Consider the following 18,132-nt stretch of genomic DNA (forward strand, 5'->3'; position numbering starts at 1 on the left):
ATCCACGACATTCGCGCCTTCGATTGCCCGCCTCGATGGAGAAATTGGGGGCGAGCCGAAATTTCTGGCGCCACACAAGGCCAGGCGGCCAATGGAGAAACTGACCGCCAGCGAGGTGCCAATCTTAGATTATTCCAGCCCGAGCCTCTTGCGTAGTTCGGCATTTTCCGCACGCAACTTCTTCGCCAGTATCTTGCGAAGTCTCTGGTTCTCCTCTTCGAGTTGCACCAGATCTGCCAACTCATCGCTGGCCGGAAGAAGCTTCTCGTCTCGTTGATCGACGGGCTTCACCGTCCGTTTCCACTGATAGTAGGTTTGTTCCGATATGCCGGCGCCCTTGATGGCATCCTTGAGCGTGCTTGTGGCTTCGGTGACTTGCGTCTCTATCAGTTTGAGCTTCTCGTTCCGTTCTTGTTCGCTATACCTTCTGGGCTTAGCGGTCGGCGACTTTGCAGCAGTGGCCTTTGATACAGCTCGAACCGGTTCGGCATCTGTCTTCTGACGCCGCGGCGACCTCTGCTTCTTGGCCGCTGATGTTTTCAACTCGGCATCCGTCTCTACAGCCGCAACAATCGGTCCCGTGTTATTCTCGTCAGCCATCAGTAATTCCCTCTCTAGCCATCGCCTGTTTTCGACTGAGTGGACTACAGAGTCAACACAACCACCAGCCTCCTCCTTTACCGGTAGTTAATCTGCCGGAATTTGCTGCGAAGGCATTATCAAATTTCAAGCATCGCAACACCGGCTGACTTCTTTTTGCTGGTAATCCCTGCGTGGCCTGAAGACCTGCGTCCTAACCCTCACCTCGCCTACCGCCGGCAGGCATGCCTTACCTCCGCCACATCGTCCCACGACCGATATCGGCACGTTCCGGACAACGCGCGGAATTGGCGTTGACCGGAGAAATGACGCCAGATCGCAGGCCGCGAAACAATATGAAAGGAGCGCACATCGGAGAACCGAGCATAGCGGTGGCAAAGCCACAGTTCGGGAATTCGCGCATGCAATTTCGGTTCCCGGGGTATCCGCAGGAGGTTTAGCATAGCGCCGCCGGCACGGCGGAAACCGGGACCGACTGCCCCGAAATTGCATTTCGTTCGAGCCTTTCTGCCGCAGTGAGTCGAGGCGAGTGCCGACATACACAATCCCAAGGGAACCGCTGAAAACAACTGTGATCGCCCCAGGCTGGGCGAACGTCAGAGTGGTAGGAGCTTGCATGCCGGGTTCGCGACACCATCGTCTCCCCGCGTCTGAAGTGATTTTGAATGATCGCCGGGCCGGAAGCTCGTCACCGCTGGCAACCGTGGCCGGAAAAGTTCTACTGCAGGCTGCCTTCGCTGCCGGACGAGCGCCGGGCACGGCCGGCATCGGTCAACGTCTGAGTGGAGCGATGTGTTGCGCCATAGCAGGTTAACCAGCAACGCGATTGATGAAGTCGGAGAAGGCTGCAAGCTGACCGCGAATGAAATCACGCGTCGGTTCATCGGTGAGTTTGCCGGTATCCGAGATCTTTGTTTGCGCGGCGCCGATCATGACTTCAGGTTTGTTCATTGGCAGGGCGTCGAGGAATACCAGGATCTGGCGCAAGTGATACTGAGCCCGAACTCCACCAAGGACTCCAGCTGATGCGGTCTGGATGACGATCGGTTTACCAGCAAAGGGCACCGGCGCGGTGCGAGAAAGCCAATCCAGAGCATTCTTTAGAAAGCCGGGAATGGAGTAATTGTACTCCGGGGTCACAAACGCAATTCCGTCGGCACCACGGATCTGGTCGGCAAGTTCAAGCACGATCGGTGGAAAGCCGTCGGCCTGAATGTCGGCATTGTAGTGCGGGATCCGGTCCAGACCTTGAGCCAGACTGAATGTCATCCCTTCAGGAGCCAGGTCAGGAAGTGCACGAGCGATTGCGGCATTGACGGACTGTTTCCGCAGGCTGCCGGAAAGAATGACGACATGCTTCGCTTTGGACATTTGCGCTCCATTTAAAAAACTGTGACATCAATGCCCTCGGAGCGATCGGCTGAGGCGGCGGCGAGTGTATTGCATTTACAGTCGTCGGCACGTCGAACGACAGGCTGGCTCCAGCCTCGATCACCGCTTCGAACCCGAAGCCGACAAGGCGTTTGACGGCGTCGGGAGACGCTGCAATGCGGTCTCGTCGATCCAGTTCCGTTGGCACAAAACAGTACTAACTACATTAATCACCTCGTGGATCCCTTCGTCGCTTCGCGCGAAACGACAACAGCATCGACACTCTTTATTCATGGCATTTCCTGACGTGTTTCTTTCGAGGTCACCTGGAAACGTTCTCGTTCGCATCTCGCCAATATCGATGGCCTGCTTCAGGGAGTAGGCACGCGGCCCCTTCCCGGATCACGGTGCAATATCAGCCCGAACGCCGGGCCAGAGCGGCGTCGCTACCAATCAGCCCGAGCTTCGTCTCGAGCTGATCGATCAGTGCCGCGATACCGGACTCCGTTTCGGCCGTGCCGAAGACGACGCGGTCGGGGCGGACGATGACAGCGCGGACGCCGTGAAGGTTGAGCCAGCCGGAGAGAACATCCTCTTCCTCGTAAACGGAGCTGTCGGTACTGGTTCCCACCGCGAAAACTTCGAGGCCGGCTTGCGCTGCCCGATCACAAATGTTTGCGCCAAGAGGGAGACCACTGGTCAAGAGCACAAGGCTTGATCCAACGACATCATCGAGGCGTTTGCGGCCCATGGCTGTGATAATCCAAGGTTGCGGGCACATCTCACCGGCGCCCGGCACGAGTTGCCCGTCGTGACCGACTGCGAGCAACCCCTGCTGTATGGGTGGAAACAATGACTGCCGTACCTGCGTGCCTTTCCCCGTTGCCATAAGCGCCATCATGTCTGTGTTTCGAGTAGCAGCCTTTTCCGGATCGGTTTCGCAGATGATGTGTCCAAGGGCCTTTGTGATCGAAATAACCTTATGCACGAACGGTCGTCGTTCCTGCTGGTAGGTTTCCAGAACTAGGTCGGAGCCGCCATGCACAGCGTGAGCGAGCTTCCAGCCGAGATTGGCGGCATCCTTGATTCCCTGAACCATGCCTTGAGCGAGAAATGGTGGTGTCATGTGACAGGCATCTCCGGCCAGGAAGACATTTCCGACCCTCCAGCTTTCCGCTACAAGCGCATGAAACCGATAGGTAGCAGAGCGCCACATTTCCGCCTCACCCGGCTTCAACCAAGGGGCCAGTTGCGCCCAGATCCACTCGGGACGATTGATGTCCTCAGGATTTTCGCCAGGGAGCATCATGAACTCCCAGCGCCGAAGCCGGTCCGGGCCGACGACATAGGTATGAGGTCTTACCGGATCGCAGAACTGAATGTTCGTCTCGGGCAGGTCTCGGGCGTGGTCGCCAAGAATCATGTCGACCACCAGCCAGGGCTGGTCGAAGATCAGGTCTTCGAACGCGATGCCGAGACTGCGGCGGATGAAGCTGCTGCCGCCGTCGCACCCGACAACATATCGCGCGCCGAGAGCCGTCGTTTCGCCCGTGACGCAGTCTCGCAGCATGAGTTTCGGCGTCTCCGGCGTTTTGAGGGAGACGACCTCGGTGCCCATGCGCAGTTGAACAGTTTCGAGGCTTGCGGCCTTCCTGCGCAATTGCCCTTCCAGCGCGGGCTGTACGAAGGTCATGTAAGCTGGCCAACCCTGACTGTGCGGTAGTGGTGGCGATGTGAACCTGCGCAGGATCGTGCCGTCCGCGGCGTGATATTCCGAATCCTTGTAGGCGCTGACCGACGCGGCAAGGTCATCCGCGATTCCAATGTTCTGGAATACGCGCATGACTTCATGGTCCATACCCAGGGCACGCGGAAGCGCATAGACTTCCTTTGAGGCATCAATTCCGACGACGCGCACGCCTCGCTGGCCGAGGATATTGCAAAGCGTAATGCCGACCGGTCCAAGGCCAACCACGGCGACGTCGACGAAGTCATTACGCGATTGTGCGTGTTCATCATTCATGGTCTGGTACCTTCAATGTCCAAGATAAGCCTGACGAACGGCAACGTCTGTCAGCAGTTTGGCGGCGCTGTCCTCGCCGACTATCCGGCCGGCTTCGAGGAGGTAGCCGCGGGTTGCCAGCGCAAGGCTTGCACGGACGTTCTGCTCGACAACGAGAATGGATATGCCGGTATCAAGGATCCGCCTGAGCGATTGGAAGAGCTCACCGACGACAATCGGGGCTAGACCGAGGCTAGGCTCGTCGAGGAGTAGGAGGTCCGGCTTCGACATCAAGGCGCGGGCGATTGCCACCATTTGTTGTTCGCCACCGGACATCGTGCCAACACGCTGACGAAGCCGCACCGAGAGTCTCGGGAACAGCTTCAGTACCTCTTCCCGTTTTCTTTCACGCCCCTCGCGCGCGCGGGTTGGGTTGGCTCCCAGCCGGAGGTTTTCATCGACAGTCATCTCCGTGAACACGCCGCGCCCTTCCGGGACGTGGCCAATTCCGCGGTCGACAACTCTATGGGGTGATAAACCGGTGATGTCGCGGTTGAGGAACCGCACGCTGCCGCCGCCGGCAAGTGGCACCATGGCGGTCATAGCCCTTAGAAGTGACGATTTGCCGGCGCCGTTCGCACCGAGGATGACGACGCATTCGCCCTGCCCGACTTTCACCGACACGCTGTCCAGGGCGAGATGCTTTCCATAGCGAACGGAAATGTTGCTGGCCTCAAGCATACTCGCTGTCTCCCAGGTAAGCGGCGACGACCGTGGGATCTGCGAGGACCTCGCGGGTCGGACCATCTGCGATTGTTATACCAGAGCTCATGACGATAGCGCGGGCGCAAAGTTCGCGCACGGCCTCCATGATGTGTTCGACGAGCAGTATCGTGATCCCGGTATCACGAAGCCCTCTGATCAGCTCAATCCCAACGCGAAGTTCGGCGGGATTCAGTCCAGCAAGCCATTCGTCGAGCAGGAGAATATCCGGGCAGGGCGCGATAGCACGCGCGAGTTCTAGTCTTTTCTGATCGATATAGTTGAGGGTCTGGACCGGCAGATCCCCCTGCCCAGCCAATCCCGCGGTGGTAAGCACAAGGTCCGCCCGTTCGCGAGCGGCGCGACCCCAGAGTGGCTTGCGTCCAAAAGCGATGGACAAGATTACATTGTCGCGCACGGAAAGTGACGGCGCCAGCCGCACAAGTTGAAACGTGCGCGACACGCCTTTGCGAGCGATGCGATGTGCTGGCGCCCCATGGATCCCCTCGCCCGCGAGCAGTATCTCGCCGGCAGTTGGCGACAGCGCCCCGGATATAAGGTTCATCACAGTCGTCTTGCCCGACCCGTTCGGACCGAGCAGGCCGACGACCTCACCCTTCTCCAGGGTAAAGCTGACGCCGTTTACCGCGACCAGCCCGCCGAACTGCTTCCTGAGGTTCCTGACTTCAAGCAAGGCGTTCATGGACAACCTCACTTTCTGAACGACGGCACCTGAGCTTTTGCCATCCGTCTTCAATCCTAGCTAACACACCATCCGGGAAGACGAAGACGATCGCAATGAAGACCACGCCCAGGATCATCGAGTAGTGATCCGGAAAATGCCCAGAAAGCCATTCGAACAGGAGAAACAGCGGGATTACGCCAAACAGTGGTCCCCATAGACGTGACGCGCCTCCCAATAATGCCATGATGACCGTCATGAAGGAGATCGTTGGGTTGAATGCAATGCTTGGCTCGACATACACCCAGCGTGGGGCCTGCACCGCGCCTACCAGCGTGATCAGCACGGAGCTGAGAGAAAACAGGGCGAGTTTGACGCACGTCACGTCAACGCCAGCGTGGCCAGCAACAGTCTCGTCATCACCGATCGCGCGAACCGCCAGGCCGAGGCGGCCGCGGTCGATCCACCACCGCAGCCCGATGGCAACGATCGAAATGCCGAGGAGCATCCAGTAGATGTCCCGCGTCTCGACCGGAGCGAAAATGTAGCGTCCGAGAGCGCCGGTGATATTGACTTCGTACCAGGTGAGGAGTTGTCGGACTATCTCGGCGAGGCCGAAGCTGAAAATTACGAAATATATGCCGGCAAGGCGCAATGTCGCGAGACCGACAACGAGCGAGACCGCAAGGCCGACAAGACCGGCGCAGGGCAGGATCAGCCAGTAGGAGACATATTCGTTGAGAAAGGCGACGCTATAGGCGCCGATCCCGAAGAAGGCGACCGTTGCCAATGAGACGTAGCGAGTCGGACCGGAAAACAAGGCCCAGCTGCAAGCCAGCGCAACGTAGCCCATAAAGCCGACCGCCAAGCCTTGGCCATAGTCCCCTAGCCAGAGGGGGAATGCAGCGAGCAAACCCGCTCCGCCGGCAACCGACGTGTAAATTGCAGGAGTTTTCATCGTAGCCTCACCGGAAAAGACCCTGCGGACGCCACAGCAGCACCGCAAGGAAGATGGCATATGTGACCGCGAGCGTGAGGCCGGGATCGAAGGCCGAGGCAACACCTGCCTCGACAAGGCCCAGCATTAGCCCTGCGGCAAGCGCGCCGGCAAGATTGCCCACTCCGCCCATGATGATGATCACCAGCGCCTTCATGGTCAGGAAGACGCCGTCCGTGGGTGTGAACGGTTGTGACATGGAAAGTATGGCACCGCCGAGTGCCGCCAGTGCGCCACCCGTGGCGAATGCCGATCGCGCCAGCACAACGCTGTTGATGCCCACGAGTGGCGCATACGCTGGACGGGTCGCCACCGCCCGCATGGCCATACCCCAACGCGTCTTCTGCATGACAACATAAAGCGCAGCGCCGATAGCGATCGCGAGCACTGCTCCGACCAGCCGGCTTGCCGCGATCTTTGTCCCAAAAATATCAACGGGCGCCTCAAACCAGCTATATCCGGTGAAACCGCTGCCGAAACCCAGCACCAGAAATCCCTGGAACAGAAACATCAGACCGAATGTGACGAGGATCGAATCCACTTCGAGCCTCCCGGAGCCGCGCGAACGCCGCTCCAGTGGTTGCATGACAACGGCATAGAGAAGGTAGCAGGCTGCGTACGCGGCGGGAACGACGACAATCAGCGCTACGAATGGGTTGAGGCCGACTGCAGTCACGACTAGATAGGTGGCGAAAGCACCAGCAATCACAAGGTCTCCGTAGGCGAGGTTCATGATCCGAGCCACGCCGTACTGAATGGTCAGCCCCAGCGCGATCAGCGCATAGGTCCCACCAAGGACGATCCCAATAACCAGAGTGGACAGCAACATCTTCTCAACTCCATTCGCGAGCGATCAGCTCCAGGCGGGCTTCGGTACTATGAGTTGCCGCGCACCTCGCCTGTCGGAGGGTGCAACACCGACGAAAGTGCCCCCCTGCCACTGCCCAAGAAGCCAGAGATGTTTCAGCCGGTTCTCGTCTAGCTTGACCTTGCCGATGATGGTCTCAAACTCGCCGGTACGCAGTTCGTCGGCAACTGCATCGCGATCCAGACCTCGGCGGCCGATTGCCTGCTCCAACATCTGCAAGCTTGTATAAATCAGGGAACTTGCCCAATAGTCAGGTTTGCTACCGAGCACGCTTTTGTGGCGCTCGACATAGGCCCCCATTTCAGGGCGGGATGCGTCGATGCCCCCCAGGCTCATCACTCCCTCGACCTTGCCATCGTTGATGTCGGAGAAGATCGAGAAGCTTGTTCCAACGCCCGTGTAGAAAACCTTCGGGTTGTAGTCGGTCAACCGCGCCTGTTTAGTCATGGCAAACGTGTCCGGCGGATAAGAAAGCGCCACGAAGATGTCGGCTCCCGACGACGCCGCTTCGTTAAGGAGGGTGGCGAAATCCTGCGTTCCAATCGGATAGGACTTGTCCATCACGATCTCGATTCCGACCTCGGCAAACCTGTTGCGTACAACGCCAACAAGCTCGATCCCGAAGCCGTCCGCCACCGAGACCATCGCAACCTTCTTGTTGGTCGCGTCCCCGGCACCGGCAACTGCGGAGGCGAGGGCCTGTGCATATTCGTCAGCGGCTCCGAGGAACCAGAAACTGTTCTTCCATTTCCCAACAACGTCGATTTCACTTGGGACCAGGGATGTTCCGACGAGCTGGGGGTATCCAAACCTGTCCATCAGAGGGGCGACTGCAAGGTTAAAGCCCGTTCCCCACGGTGGCAGAATGAAATCCACCTTGTCTTGTCGCGCAAGACGCTCGATGCCACGAACCACCTCCTCGGTCTGAGAGCGATCGTCGTAAGCGATTATCTCCAAGGGAAGCCGCTTGCCGTCGGGCATCGCGATACCGCCGGCATCGCTCACGTCTTTCGCCCAAAGTTCGTAGTTGGGAATGGTGGTGGTGGTTGCGCCAGGTGCGTTCACACCGCTCTTGGACGCGATATATCCAATGCGCACGGACTTCCGGTCTTCAGCGAAAACAGGAAGTCCTGCAGTGGCAGCGAGTGCGATCGAGCCGAGACCCGAAACCATAGTCCGCCTGGAAATGTCGATCATGTTGTCCTCCCATTTTTAAACAAGCGATACCGTTCCCGCCTCGCGGGTGCGCGAGACCGGTCTGCCAAAAGAGCGCTGGTAAGGACTGCCTAGATATGTGCGCCCATTAGGACGAAGGCCAGCGTTGCCGGTTTGTCGCCGCGATTGCGCCAGCCATGCCTCGTGCCGTTCTGTACCACCGTATCGCCGTGTTTGAGATGGACGACTTCGCCGTCATCCAGCTCCATCCAGACCTCGCCATCGACGACGCATGCGTAATCCACTGTCGGCGTCGTATGCATGCCGGGATTGTCCATTTCGAAGGTTTCCGCAATGCCGGGCGCAGCCTCGGCGTGCTCTGGACCGGCTAGGTCGGGTCGGAATTCGGGCGACATCATCACTGCGTCAGGCGGCACCGTGATCACGATAAAGGTTGAGCCTCCTGGTGACGGAAGAAGTGTGCCACTTGTGGTCATCGGATCCATCCCATCATGCGGCAAAGTCGGCACTTTCGCCGTCACCCAAATCGGACTGGAAACAAAACCGTGCGTATGCTTCAGAACCATTTCGCGGGGCGACGGCCCGTCGCTCACCACGACGGATTTCCCGGCTGCGTTCCTGCCGGTGACGACGCGTCTAACTTTCATGAAATCCTCCCACTTCCACAGAGATATCGATACTCCGACGGCGAGCCGTCGGATCGTGCGTCTCAGGGACAGATCACGTAGTTCGAAAAGCCGCCGTGCCGCTGCGCGATGCCCGAAATCGCTGCGTTGACCTCGCTCAGCGGGTAGCTCTGCGTCTCCAGCAGTGAGAGATCCACCAGACCGGATGCGACCATGTCGGCCATCTCCTGGCCTTCCTGTGTCGTGAACCAGGCGGAGCCGTAGAGGCGCTGGTTATGGTCCATCAGCCAATGAACGTCGATCTGCACGGGACCGGCAATTGCGCCGATATCGACGGCGATGCCGCCACGGCGCAGGCTGCGAAGCCCCTGCAGAAACGTCTCATGCTGCCCACCCGGACCGAGGCAATCGATAAAGGCGTCCACGCCTTCGTCATCCGTATGCTGCAGCGCGAAGTCCGTCACGCTGCCGTCATCGATAGAAAAGACCTCAATGCGCGAGGGCGCGAGAGCCTTGATTTCGGCGAGCAACGCCTTGTCTCGTCCCGTGCCGAGGATCTTGTTGACACCGCGGGCCAGCCCGAAAATGGCCGCGCCAATGCCAAGAGTGCCGCTGATGCCGTTGATGAGGATCGTATCGCCCGGTCCCGAGTTGACCTTCTTGAGAGCCGAATAGGCCGTCCCGAGATAGCCAAGCCGCGCGGCCTGGTCGAACGCCATATTGTCAGGGATAGTGACGATCGCCGATGCCGGCGCGACCATGTATTCGCTCAAGCCGCCGATGGGATAATCGGCAAAGGTCTGTAGGGCATGTTCGCTGAAGCCGAAATAGCCTTGGAACCCATAGTGCTTGCAGGCGATGGAATCACCCCTGCGGCAATGTCGGCAGCTGCCACAGCTTCGACCTGGATTGACGTAGACCCTGTCGCCTACCTTGAGCCCATGGACCTGGCGGCCAACGGCCGCGATCTCCCCGGCCGGATCAAGGCCGAACACCGCCGGCAGCGGCGGCAGGGGGTTCTGTGGGAACCAAGTCGTCCAGTTGGCGAGGATGTTGCCGAGATTGGGAACAATTCCGCATGCCTTGACGCGAACTAAAACGTCCATGTCGCCGGGGTTGGGCGTGGGAAGGGATTCAATCTTGAGCTCTCCGCCCACGGTATGCATGCGTGCAGCGGTCATTGTTGTCGCAATAGTCATGAATTCCTCCTCAAATTCGTCGTGTCGCCATCCCTCTAGACCGACACTCCTCACCTCGGGTGAATTCGTACTCCAGTAATTTCGAAATTTCAAGCTATTTCGTAATAATCGTTGCTCATCAGATGAAAAAACAGTGCCGAGTTCGTTACCACTCGTCAATAAATGTCTAAAAGTCATGGACTTACGCGCAAGCCCATGACGGTCTTTCAATCAGAATGTGTCGGATAGTCTGCAGCGCAGTCCATTCAGCCAGCGAACGCCGCGGCAGCGGATTTCTTCCCGCCCTCGCGGACTGTAGGGTTCTCGAAGAGATGCCCGGCGTGTTCGATAACATTCTCGCTTGTTTCACGGATATGCCGTTCGATGAGACGCAACGCGCTGGCTTCGTCCCTCTTGAGCGTTGCATCAACGATCATCTTGTGCTCGGCATCCTTCTCCCGCCATTTCGGGCGGAATTGCGAAGACATGCGACGGTATCGGTGAGCGCGCTCAAAGAGCTTCTTGCGGATCTCGATCAGGTTCGGCGAGTCGCAGGCGAAAACAAGCGACAGATGAAACTCGCCATGCACCGCGCTCCATTCTTCCGATAGGTAATACTCTCGTCCAAGTCGTTGCTGCAGTTTGTCCATGCGGTGGAAGGTCGACAGGATGTTTGCTTCCCACCGATCGTCCCCTTTTTGCATCGCAAGCCGCAGTGCTTCCCTCTCTATGAGCACTCGAACATCGGTAAGGTCGTTCAGATCGGCAATCGAGACGGGGGCGACGACGAAACCGCGCTGACCTTCGGCAACCACCAAGTTGTCTGCCGTCAGTCGCGTGAGTGCCTCGCGCAGCGTGGAGAAACTGACGGAATACATTGAGCGCAGCGTCTCGAACCGGAGCTTCTCCCCCGGCTTCAGAACGCAGTTGATGATATCCTGCCGCATCTTGTGGAGGACGTCGCCAGCACGTGTCTCACCACCGGTGTGCATTTTTTCCTGCATTTTTTCCTCGAGCTGCCTGCTGCACGAAGCACACTGCCCGCAGTCTCAGGCGCATGTGCAAGTACTATGTAGAATTTCGAAATAAATCAATGTCCACACATACCGCGGCATTTTTGCTCTGCCTGACACTTGCCAACCATCGCCGATCATTTACGATATTATATATTGTTTTCGAAATTGCGAAAGGTCGAGCATGCGATATCTGAGTTTCATCGAAGGCAATCGTCATACCTATGGCTACGTCGTGAATTTCGGAGTCGTTGACCTCGGAAAGCGCACCGGATTGCCCGACCTCAAGACCCACATAGCGGCAAGGGCGGATGTGCTCGGCCAGGAACCCATCGCCGATCCCGACTACGCGTTTTCCGAGATTCGTTTTCTGCCCACGATCCCCAATCCCTCCAAGGTGCTGTGCGTAGCAATCAACTATCGGGAAGACGGCGACGAACTGAACATTCGACCTGCATATCCACTGCTCTTTACCCGGTTCGCATCCTCGCAGACGGGGCATAACGAGCTTCTGCCGAAACCGAGTCATTCCGAAATGTTCGACTACGAAGGTGAACTCGCCGTCATCATCGGTCGGCCAGGGCACCGGATCGCCGAAGCAAATGCGCTTGACCACGTTGCCGGCTACAGCTGTTTCAACGATGGCAGCGTCCGAGATTGGCAGAAGCATTCCAGCCAGTTCACCCCTGGCAAAAATTTCGCTCGCACTGCCGGCTTCGGCCCCTGGATGGTGTCGGCGAACGAATGCACCGATCCTGGCAATCTCACTCTCCAAACGCGTGTCAACGGTGAGATCCGGCAAAGAACCAACACAAGCCAGATGATCTTTTCCATTTCCTGGCTCATTTCATACATCAGCCAGTTTGCGCCGCTCATCCCTGGCGATGTGATCGTGACGGGAACGCCAAAAGGCTTCGGTTCGAGCCTCAAGCCGCCCGTGTTCCTCGAAGTTGGAGACCTGATCGAGGTCGAAATCGAGGGAATCGGGGTCCTGCACAATGCCGTTGGGCCAGATCAATAAGTGTTTCATAATTTCGTAATTCCATATATTTTCGAAAATATCTTGATCAGCTTCGATTTTTGCGCTATCACAACAACCTGATTTCGCAATTGCGGTTTGTTTGGGAGGAAGACATGAGCCACATCGTGCATGCCGTCGGGCATATGAAGATCAACGTAAGTGAACCCGAGGCAGTCATTCGCGATGCGACGGAAATTCTCGGGCTGCGTGTGACGCATCGCACGACGGAGCAGACCTGGCTGAGTTCGAACGGTCGGGCGGCCGAGCTGGTTTTAGTGCATGCCGGTGAAAATTCAGCCCACACTATCGGCCTCGAGGCGCTGACGCCGGAATTGGTCTCTGAGGCAGCATCTCGCGTGGAGGCAGCCGGATGCCGGATCCTATCTCAAGAACCGAGCCTGGACTGCATCGCCAAAGGGGTGACCTTTGCAACGCCGGAGGGGCTGCGATTTGAGATTCACAGCCCCATCCGTAACAAGACCTACGGCCGCCGCTATCCGACCAACGGCGTCGGACCCAACCGTATTGATCACATTAACCTGATCACGCCGAACCCAGCGGCCACTCGTGCCCAGCTCGAGGCGATCGGCGGCATGAAACTGTCAGAGCGGATGGTCAATGATGCCTTGAGCTGGATGTATGGTGGCAACCGCCAGCATCATGTCCTGGGGTTGGTCAAGGGCGCCGCGCCCGGGCTGCATCACGTCTCCTTCGAGTTCCTGGAGTTCAACCAGTACTTGCGTCTCGGCGACATCCTCGATCAGTTCGACCGTCAGCTGATGTGGGGTCCCGGCCGCCATCGCCCCGGCGACAATACTTACGCCTACTACACTGATGCCAGTGGAATGATGATCGAATGTTCTGGCGTGATGGCACATATCGCTGACGACGCCGATTTCACCCCGAACGTCATCACCAATCTCGATCGCCCCGGCAACGTGCGCGACATGAATGTCTGGGGCACGCCCGCGCCGCTCGAGTGGCGCGAATATTTCCATCCCTTCGCCAAGATCGCCTGATCCAGACCGAGGTTAAGACCATGCAAGAAAAACTTACGTTCACGTCAGATGGGCTGAAACTTTCGGCCGTCCTCCATGTTCCGGACGGGCGCGAGCCTGGGCAGAAGCTGCCGGCCTTCATCGTCTGCCATGGCTTTGTCGGCTCGAAAGATGAGAGTCATGCTCAGATCCAGGCGGAAATGATGGAAGCGTTCGGCTATGTCGCCCTGCGGTTCGATTTCCGCTCATGTGGGGAAAGTGAGGGGGAACGTGCGCAGGTCCGCTGCTTCGATCAGGTGGCAGACGCCAAGAACGCGCTCACTTTTCTCGCCGAGCGCGAGGAGGTAGATCCCAAGCGCATCGGCATCACCGGCCACAGCTTCGGCGCCGCCGTGTCCGTCTATGCCGCCGGCGTAGACGACCGCTTCGCCTGCTGCCTTTCCTCCTGCGGCTGGGGCAACGGCGAACGCAAGTTCCGCGGCCAGCACCCCACCCAGGAATCCTGGGAGAAGTTCATCGGCATTCTCGAAAAGGGTCGCACGCACAAGCAGGAAACCGGTGAAAGCCTGTGGATGTCGCGCTTCGACGCCGTGCCGATTCCCGAACATCTGCGCAAGAATCTTTCCCCCAAGGCGATCATGGAAATCCCGGTAGAAACAGCTTGGTCCATGTACAATTTCCGCGCGGATGACGTCGTCGCGAACATCGCGCCGCGACCCCTCCTGCTATTCCACACGGCAAACGATATCATTACGCCAACCAGCGAATCCGTGCGGTTATTCGAGAAGGCGGGCCAACCGACCGAACTCATGCTCGTCGACACGACTGCCCATTTTCCACTCTCCGAACGAGACGCTCCACGCACCAAGGCGATGATCAAGGGCTGGCTCGACAAGTTCTTCCCCACATCCCCCGGAGCGGCAACATGAACAGCACGGCGCGCGACGTGAAGCGGATCGACAAGGTGAGCCTCGAAAGCTTCTCAGCCGCCTTGCTCGTCGCCGGCTCTTTTCGGCCAGAAGACGCCCGCAAGACGGCCGAGTTGTTGGTCTGGGCCAATCTGCGCGGCGCTGAATCGCACGGAGTGCTGCGTATCCCGCGCTACATCGAGATGGCCGGACACGGCGCGATCAACACCACCGCCCAGCCTGTCTTTACCCGGACCTTCGGCGCGATCGCAACGCTCGATGCCGATCGCGCCCCCGGCGCGGTCGGCATGCAGAAGGCAATCGACAAGGCAGTGGAATTAGCCGGAACGCACGGAATCGGTTTATGCAGCGCCATTCGCATCACGCATGCAGGCGCGATCGGCTACTTTGCGGAGAAGATCGCCGAACGTGGCATGATCGGCATTGCGATGACGGCATCAAAGCCACTGATGATCTATCACGGCGCGCGTGTCGAAGGCGTTTCGACCAATCCCCTCGCTATCGCGGCTCCGACGCGGGGCCGCCCCCTGATCCTGGATATGTCGACCGCCGCAGTGGCGCTTGGCAAGATCATGGCGGCCAAAGACGCAGGTGGTTCCATTCCGGCCGACTGGGGGGTGGATGCCGCGGGCAACGCAACCACCGATCCGTCCAAAGTCAGTGCGGTTTTGCCCATGTCTGGGCCGAAAGGATCCGGCTTGTCCCTCATGATAGAGGTGCTCTCAAGTGTGCTCGGCGGCAACCCGCTGATCTCGGTAGCGCTTGGCGAAAAGCGGGATGCAGGCTTCAACGGGCTGGTCATCGCCATCAATCCTGGCGTGATTGGTAATCAGGAACACTTCATAGATGAAGTCGAACAATTGGCTCGCGCGATCAAGGCGCTTCCTCCGGCGGCGGGCGTCGATGACGTCCTCCTTCCCGGAGAGCGCGGCTTTGCCATTGCGGATGCGCGGAGAGAGACTGGTATCCCTTTGTCGGCCGGAACCATCAAGCGGCTGGCGGCCGAGGCGCAAAAATATCATCTCGACGTGCCGTCAGTGCTGACGTGAATGGCTGCCCCAATCAGCAGCGATGTTTGCCGCCTGCGCCGCACTACGCCTGTGCTCAAGTGCGCCGGTCCCTTGGACTGGTCGCGTAGCCGACTTCGTGCCGAGAAGCCACGCCGTGCAAAAAGCGGTTCCTGCGTCCTGCGTGGACGGGCAAGAAGCCGCGACCGTCATTTTTGCTGCAAATCCGACATGGACAGCATGCGGCTTCCATAGAAAGGACGAGCGGAGCAGTCCAGCATCGGACGACAGTGCAGCCTCAGTAAAACTCCCGGCTCCGCACGATTCATCACTCTCATCGATAGTCGTAAAAGCCACGGCCTGTTTTTCGCCCGAGCCAACCCGCCTCGACATATTTCACAAGGAGCGGACAGGGCCGGTATTTCTGGTCCGCAAATCCCTCGTGGAGCACTCGCATGATCGCAAGGCACGTATCGAGACCGATGAAATCCGCCAGCCTCAATGGCCCCATCGGGTGGTTGGCTCCAAGCTTGACGCCTCTGTCGATAGCTTCCACTGTGCCCACCCCTTCGTGGAGAGCAAATATCGCCTCGTTGATCATCGGCAGGACCACGCGATTGACGATGAAGGCTGGCGAATCTTCCGAGGTGGTCACCTCTTTGCCAAGCTGCGCAGCATACCCTTGAGCAACCTCGTAAGTTTGCTGCGAAGTGGCAATTCCGCGGACCAGTTCGATGAGCTTCATAACCGGAACCGGGTTCATGAAATGAATACCAAGGAATCGGTCCGGCCGGTCCGTCGCCTTCGCAAGACGGGTGATCGAGAGGGACGAGGTATTGGTGGCGATCAGGGCTTCAGGCTTGAGAATGGGACAAAGTCGTTGAAAGACATCGCGCTTGATTGCCTCATTTTCTGTTGCGGCCTCGATGACGAGATCACAGGCGCCGAGATCGTCGATGGAGTCGGAACCTGCGAGCTTTCCGCTGATCGGAAGTTCTGTGCATTTGTTCCGGCTTATCGCTTCGCGGACCTTACCGATGCCCTCGCGGATACGGTCGCCGGATACGTCGTAGAGCTGCACGGCGATGCCAGCCTGCACGGAGACTTCGGCAATGCCGAGCCCCATCTGGCCAGCTCCGATGACGCCCACCGAACGGATGAGGATTGGACCTTGATCGGTCATGTCAGTGCCTTCTGAAGTTCCGGGATGGCTTCGAACAGGTCGCCGACGAGGCCGTAGTCGGCGACCTGGAAGATCGGCGCTTCCTCGTCCTTGTTGATGGCGACGATGACCTTACTGTCCTTCATGCCGGCGAGGTGCTGGATGGCGCCGGAGATACCGACGGCGATGTAGAGTTGCGGCGCCACCACCTTGCCGGTCTGGCCGACCTGCCAGTCGTTCGGGGCATAACCGGCATCGACGGCCGCGCGCGAAGCGCCGACGGCAGCCCCGAGCTTGTCGGCAACGGGCAGGATGACCTGCTGGAATTTCTCCGCGGAGCCGAGCGCCCGGCCGCCGGAGATGATGATCCTGGCCGAGGTCAGTTCCGGACGATCGGACGTGGAAAGTGCATCACCAATGAAGGACGAGAGCTTGGAAGAAAGAGCTGCCGCCGAGATTTCCTCGACGGCAGCAAGTGGGCCTTGGGAGGCCGGGGAGAAGGAGGCGGTGCGCACGGTGATGACTTTCTTGGCCTCGGTTGTCTGCACCGTCTGGATGGCGTTGCCGGCATAGATCGGCCGCTTGAACGTATCGGCCGAGACGACCTCGGTGATCTCCGAGATCTGGGCGATGTCGAGCAACGCGGCAACGCGCGGCAGCACGTTCTTGCCGACCGACGTGGCGGCCGAGAGGATGGTGTCATAAGCGCCGGCCAGCGACACGATCAGGGCTGCGAGCGGCTCGGCGAGGTCGTTGGCAAGGTCGTCGCTTTCGGCGAGCAGCACCTTGGACACGCCGGACAGCTTGGCGGCGGCGTCGGCCGCGGCTTGTGAGCCCTTGCCGGCCACCAGCACATGCACGTCGCTTCCAGTCCCACTGGCGATCTTGGAGGCAGCCGTCAGCGCCTTGGCGGTCTGGTCGGACAGGGTTGCGTTGTCGTGATCTGCCAGAAGAAGAATGGCCATGATTTTAGTCTCCCTTTCCTGGACCTTAGAGGACGCCGGCTTCGTGTCTGAGCTTGTCGATCAGCTCGGCGACCGACTTGACCTTGATGCCGGCCTTGCGGCCCGACGGCTCTTCGGTCTTCAGGACCTTGAGGCGCGGTGCGGTATCGACGCCGAAATCGGCAGGCGTGTGTCTGTCGAGCGGCTTCTTCTTCGCCTTCATGATGTTCGGCAGCGAGGCATAGCGCGGCTCGTTGAGGCGCAGGTCGGTGGTGACGACCGCCGGCAGCTTGATCTCGATGGTCTGCAGGCCGCCGTCGACTTCGCGGGTCACGGTTGCCTTGCCATCACCGATCTCGACCTTGGAGGCAAAGGTGCCCTGCGCCCAGCCGAGCAGGGCCGACAGCATCTGGCCGGTCTGGTTACTGTCGTCGTCGATCGCCTGCTTGCCGACGATCACCAGACCCGGCTGTTCGGCTTCCGCGACACCCTTGATGATCTTGGCAATGGCGAGCGGCTCGACCTGATCGTCCGTCTCGACCAGGATCGCCCGGTCGGCGCCCATGGCGAGCGCCGTGCGCAGTGTTTCTTCGGCCTTGGCCGGTCCGACGGAGACGACCACCACTTCCGACGCCTTGCCGGCCTCCTTCAGTCGCAGAGCCTCCTCGACCGAAATCTCGTCGAACGGGTTCATCGACATCTTCACATTGGCAAGCTCGACACCGGAGCCATCCGGCTTGACCCGGATCTTCACGTTGTAGTCGACGACCCGTTTGACGGTGACCAGAACTTTCAT

At 59.0% G+C, this 18,132-nt stretch carries 18 protein-coding genes; 4 read left to right on the top strand and 14 right to left on the bottom strand.

From position 1 onward, the window contains the following. Positions 1–129: 129 nt before the first annotated feature. The 11 genes from ACSQ2Z_RS26580 to ACSQ2Z_RS26630 form a co-directional block, all read right to left on the bottom strand. Complete coding sequence (locus ACSQ2Z_RS26580; RefSeq protein ID WP_436084224.1) at positions 130–600, bottom strand: transposase; 471 nt, start codon at positions 598–600, stop codon at positions 130–132. 810 nt (positions 601–1,410) lie between these two features. Next, positions 1,411–1,971, bottom strand: coding sequence for an NADPH-dependent FMN reductase (locus ACSQ2Z_RS26585; protein ID WP_436084225.1), 561 nt, complete (start codon positions 1,969–1,971; stop codon positions 1,411–1,413). Positions 1,972–2,386: 415 nt separating this feature from the next. Then, the gene (locus tag ACSQ2Z_RS26590) at positions 2,387–3,994 is read right to left on the bottom strand and encodes a bifunctional 3-(3-hydroxy-phenyl)propionate/3-hydroxycinnamic acid hydroxylase (protein ID WP_436084226.1); all 1,608 of its coding nucleotides are present in this window, start codon (positions 3,992–3,994) and stop codon (positions 2,387–2,389) included. A 12-nt stretch (positions 3,995–4,006) separates the two neighbouring features. Continuing rightward, complete coding sequence (locus ACSQ2Z_RS26595; protein WP_436084227.1) at positions 4,007–4,714, bottom strand: ABC transporter ATP-binding protein; 708 nt, start codon at positions 4,712–4,714, stop codon at positions 4,007–4,009. Beyond that, complete coding sequence (locus tag ACSQ2Z_RS26600; protein ID WP_436084228.1) at positions 4,707–5,438, bottom strand: ABC transporter ATP-binding protein; 732 nt, start codon at positions 5,436–5,438, stop codon at positions 4,707–4,709. Before ACSQ2Z_RS26600 ends, ACSQ2Z_RS26595 begins: the two co-directional genes overlap by 8 nt. Continuing rightward, positions 5,422–6,375 (bottom strand): branched-chain amino acid ABC transporter permease, encoded by a 954-nt coding sequence (locus tag ACSQ2Z_RS26605; RefSeq protein WP_436084229.1) that lies wholly within the window; start codon positions 6,373–6,375, stop codon positions 5,422–5,424. Before ACSQ2Z_RS26605 ends, ACSQ2Z_RS26600 begins: the two co-directional genes overlap by 17 nt. Before the next feature lie 7 nt (positions 6,376–6,382). After that, a complete protein-coding gene (locus tag ACSQ2Z_RS26610) occupies positions 6,383–7,243 on the bottom strand; it encodes a branched-chain amino acid ABC transporter permease (protein ID WP_436084230.1) in 861 nt (286 codons plus the stop codon). Positions 7,244–7,267: 24 nt separating this feature from the next. Beyond that, positions 7,268–8,479, bottom strand: coding sequence for an amino acid ABC transporter substrate-binding protein (locus ACSQ2Z_RS26615; protein WP_436084231.1), 1,212 nt, complete (start codon positions 8,477–8,479; stop codon positions 7,268–7,270). Between the two features lie 89 nt (positions 8,480–8,568). Next, complete coding sequence (locus ACSQ2Z_RS26620) at positions 8,569–9,105, bottom strand: cupin domain-containing protein (RefSeq protein WP_436084232.1); 537 nt, start codon at positions 9,103–9,105, stop codon at positions 8,569–8,571. Between the two features lie 62 nt (positions 9,106–9,167). After that, positions 9,168–10,283 (bottom strand): alcohol dehydrogenase catalytic domain-containing protein, encoded by a 1,116-nt coding sequence (locus ACSQ2Z_RS26625; protein WP_436084391.1) that lies wholly within the window; start codon positions 10,281–10,283, stop codon positions 9,168–9,170. Positions 10,284–10,528: 245 nt separating this feature from the next. Next, a complete protein-coding gene (locus ACSQ2Z_RS26630; protein ID WP_436084233.1) occupies positions 10,529–11,266 on the bottom strand; it encodes a GntR family transcriptional regulator in 738 nt (245 codons plus the stop codon). 193 nt (positions 11,267–11,459) lie between these two features. Here ACSQ2Z_RS26630 and ACSQ2Z_RS26635 point away from each other — a divergent pair, with 193 nt between their 5' ends. The 4 genes from ACSQ2Z_RS26635 (at position 11,460) to ACSQ2Z_RS26650 (ending at position 15,272) form a co-directional block, all read left to right on the top strand. Beyond that, positions 11,460–12,296, top strand: coding sequence for a fumarylacetoacetate hydrolase family protein (locus ACSQ2Z_RS26635; protein ID WP_436084234.1), 837 nt, complete (start codon positions 11,460–11,462; stop codon positions 12,294–12,296). 113 nt (positions 12,297–12,409) lie between these two features. Next, a complete protein-coding gene (locus ACSQ2Z_RS26640; protein ID WP_436084235.1) occupies positions 12,410–13,315 on the top strand; it encodes a VOC family protein in 906 nt (301 codons plus the stop codon). A 20-nt stretch (positions 13,316–13,335) separates the two neighbouring features. Continuing rightward, on the top strand, positions 13,336–14,223 hold the full coding sequence (locus ACSQ2Z_RS26645; protein ID WP_436084236.1) for an alpha/beta hydrolase: 888 nt from the start codon (positions 13,336–13,338) through the stop codon (positions 14,221–14,223). Then, positions 14,220–15,272 carry an Ldh family oxidoreductase gene (locus ACSQ2Z_RS26650; protein WP_436084237.1) on the top strand — a complete coding sequence of 351 codons (1,053 nt, stop codon included), beginning with the start codon at positions 14,220–14,222 and terminating at the stop codon, positions 15,270–15,272. The genes ACSQ2Z_RS26645 and ACSQ2Z_RS26650 overlap by 4 nt, the downstream gene beginning before the upstream one ends. A 292-nt stretch (positions 15,273–15,564) precedes the next feature. On the opposite strand, the gene ACSQ2Z_RS26655 is transcribed toward ACSQ2Z_RS26650, so the two are convergent. From ACSQ2Z_RS26655 to ACSQ2Z_RS26665, 3 genes are read right to left on the bottom strand one after another with little or no spacing between them, the layout of a single operon-like run. Further along, entirely contained in the window at positions 15,565–16,413 is an 849-nt protein-coding gene (locus ACSQ2Z_RS26655; protein ID WP_436084238.1) for a 3-hydroxybutyryl-CoA dehydrogenase, read from the bottom strand. Continuing rightward, on the bottom strand, positions 16,410–17,357 hold the full coding sequence (locus ACSQ2Z_RS26660) for an electron transfer flavoprotein subunit alpha/FixB family protein (protein WP_436084239.1): 948 nt from the start codon (positions 17,355–17,357) through the stop codon (positions 16,410–16,412). Before ACSQ2Z_RS26660 ends, ACSQ2Z_RS26655 begins: the two co-directional genes overlap by 4 nt. A 25-nt stretch (positions 17,358–17,382) precedes the next feature. Beyond that, complete coding sequence (locus ACSQ2Z_RS26665; protein ID WP_436084240.1) at positions 17,383–18,132, bottom strand: electron transfer flavoprotein subunit beta/FixA family protein; 750 nt, start codon at positions 18,130–18,132, stop codon at positions 17,383–17,385.

The organism is Pararhizobium sp. LjRoot235 (assembly GCF_964254145.1).
Classification (GTDB): Bacteria; Pseudomonadota; Alphaproteobacteria; order Rhizobiales; family Rhizobiaceae; genus Pararhizobium.

Coding starts and splice junctions, on each gene's coding strand:
- ACSQ2Z_RS26580 (WP_436084224.1), bottom strand. CDS start 600: ATGGCTGACGAGAATAACACGGGACCGATTGTTGCGGCTGTAGAGACG.
- ACSQ2Z_RS26585 (WP_436084225.1), bottom strand. CDS start 1,971: ATGTCCAAAGCGAAGCATGTCGTCATTCTTTCCGGCAGCCTGCGGAAA.
- ACSQ2Z_RS26590 (WP_436084226.1), bottom strand. CDS start 3,994: ATGAATGATGAACACGCACAATCGCGTAATGACTTCGTCGACGTCGCC.
- ACSQ2Z_RS26595 (WP_436084227.1), bottom strand. CDS start 4,714: ATGCTTGAGGCCAGCAACATTTCCGTTCGCTATGGAAAGCATCTCGCC.
- ACSQ2Z_RS26600 (WP_436084228.1), bottom strand. CDS start 5,438: ATGAACGCCTTGCTTGAAGTCAGGAACCTCAGGAAGCAGTTCGGCGGG.
- ACSQ2Z_RS26605 (WP_436084229.1), bottom strand. CDS start 6,375: ATGAAAACTCCTGCAATTTACACGTCGGTTGCCGGCGGAGCGGGTTTG.
- ACSQ2Z_RS26610 (WP_436084230.1), bottom strand. CDS start 7,243: ATGTTGCTGTCCACTCTGGTTATTGGGATCGTCCTTGGTGGGACCTAT.
- ACSQ2Z_RS26615 (WP_436084231.1), bottom strand. CDS start 8,479: ATGATCGACATTTCCAGGCGGACTATGGTTTCGGGTCTCGGCTCGATC.
- ACSQ2Z_RS26620 (WP_436084232.1), bottom strand. CDS start 9,105: ATGAAAGTTAGACGCGTCGTCACCGGCAGGAACGCAGCCGGGAAATCC.
- ACSQ2Z_RS26625 (WP_436084391.1), bottom strand. CDS start 10,283: ATGACTATTGCGACAACAATGACCGCTGCACGCATGCATACCGTGGGC.
- ACSQ2Z_RS26630 (WP_436084233.1), bottom strand. CDS start 11,266: ATGCAGGAAAAAATGCACACCGGTGGTGAGACACGTGCTGGCGACGTC.
- ACSQ2Z_RS26635 (WP_436084234.1), top strand. CDS start 11,460: ATGCGATATCTGAGTTTCATCGAAGGCAATCGTCATACCTATGGCTAC.
- ACSQ2Z_RS26640 (WP_436084235.1), top strand. CDS start 12,410: ATGAGCCACATCGTGCATGCCGTCGGGCATATGAAGATCAACGTAAGT.
- ACSQ2Z_RS26645 (WP_436084236.1), top strand. CDS start 13,336: ATGCAAGAAAAACTTACGTTCACGTCAGATGGGCTGAAACTTTCGGCC.
- ACSQ2Z_RS26650 (WP_436084237.1), top strand. CDS start 14,220: ATGAACAGCACGGCGCGCGACGTGAAGCGGATCGACAAGGTGAGCCTC.
- ACSQ2Z_RS26655 (WP_436084238.1), bottom strand. CDS start 16,413: ATGACCGATCAAGGTCCAATCCTCATCCGTTCGGTGGGCGTCATCGGA.
- ACSQ2Z_RS26660 (WP_436084239.1), bottom strand. CDS start 17,357: ATGGCCATTCTTCTTCTGGCAGATCACGACAACGCAACCCTGTCCGAC.
- ACSQ2Z_RS26665 (WP_436084240.1), bottom strand. CDS start 18,132: ATGAAAGTTCTGGTCACCGTCAAACGGGTCGTCGACTACAACGTGAAG.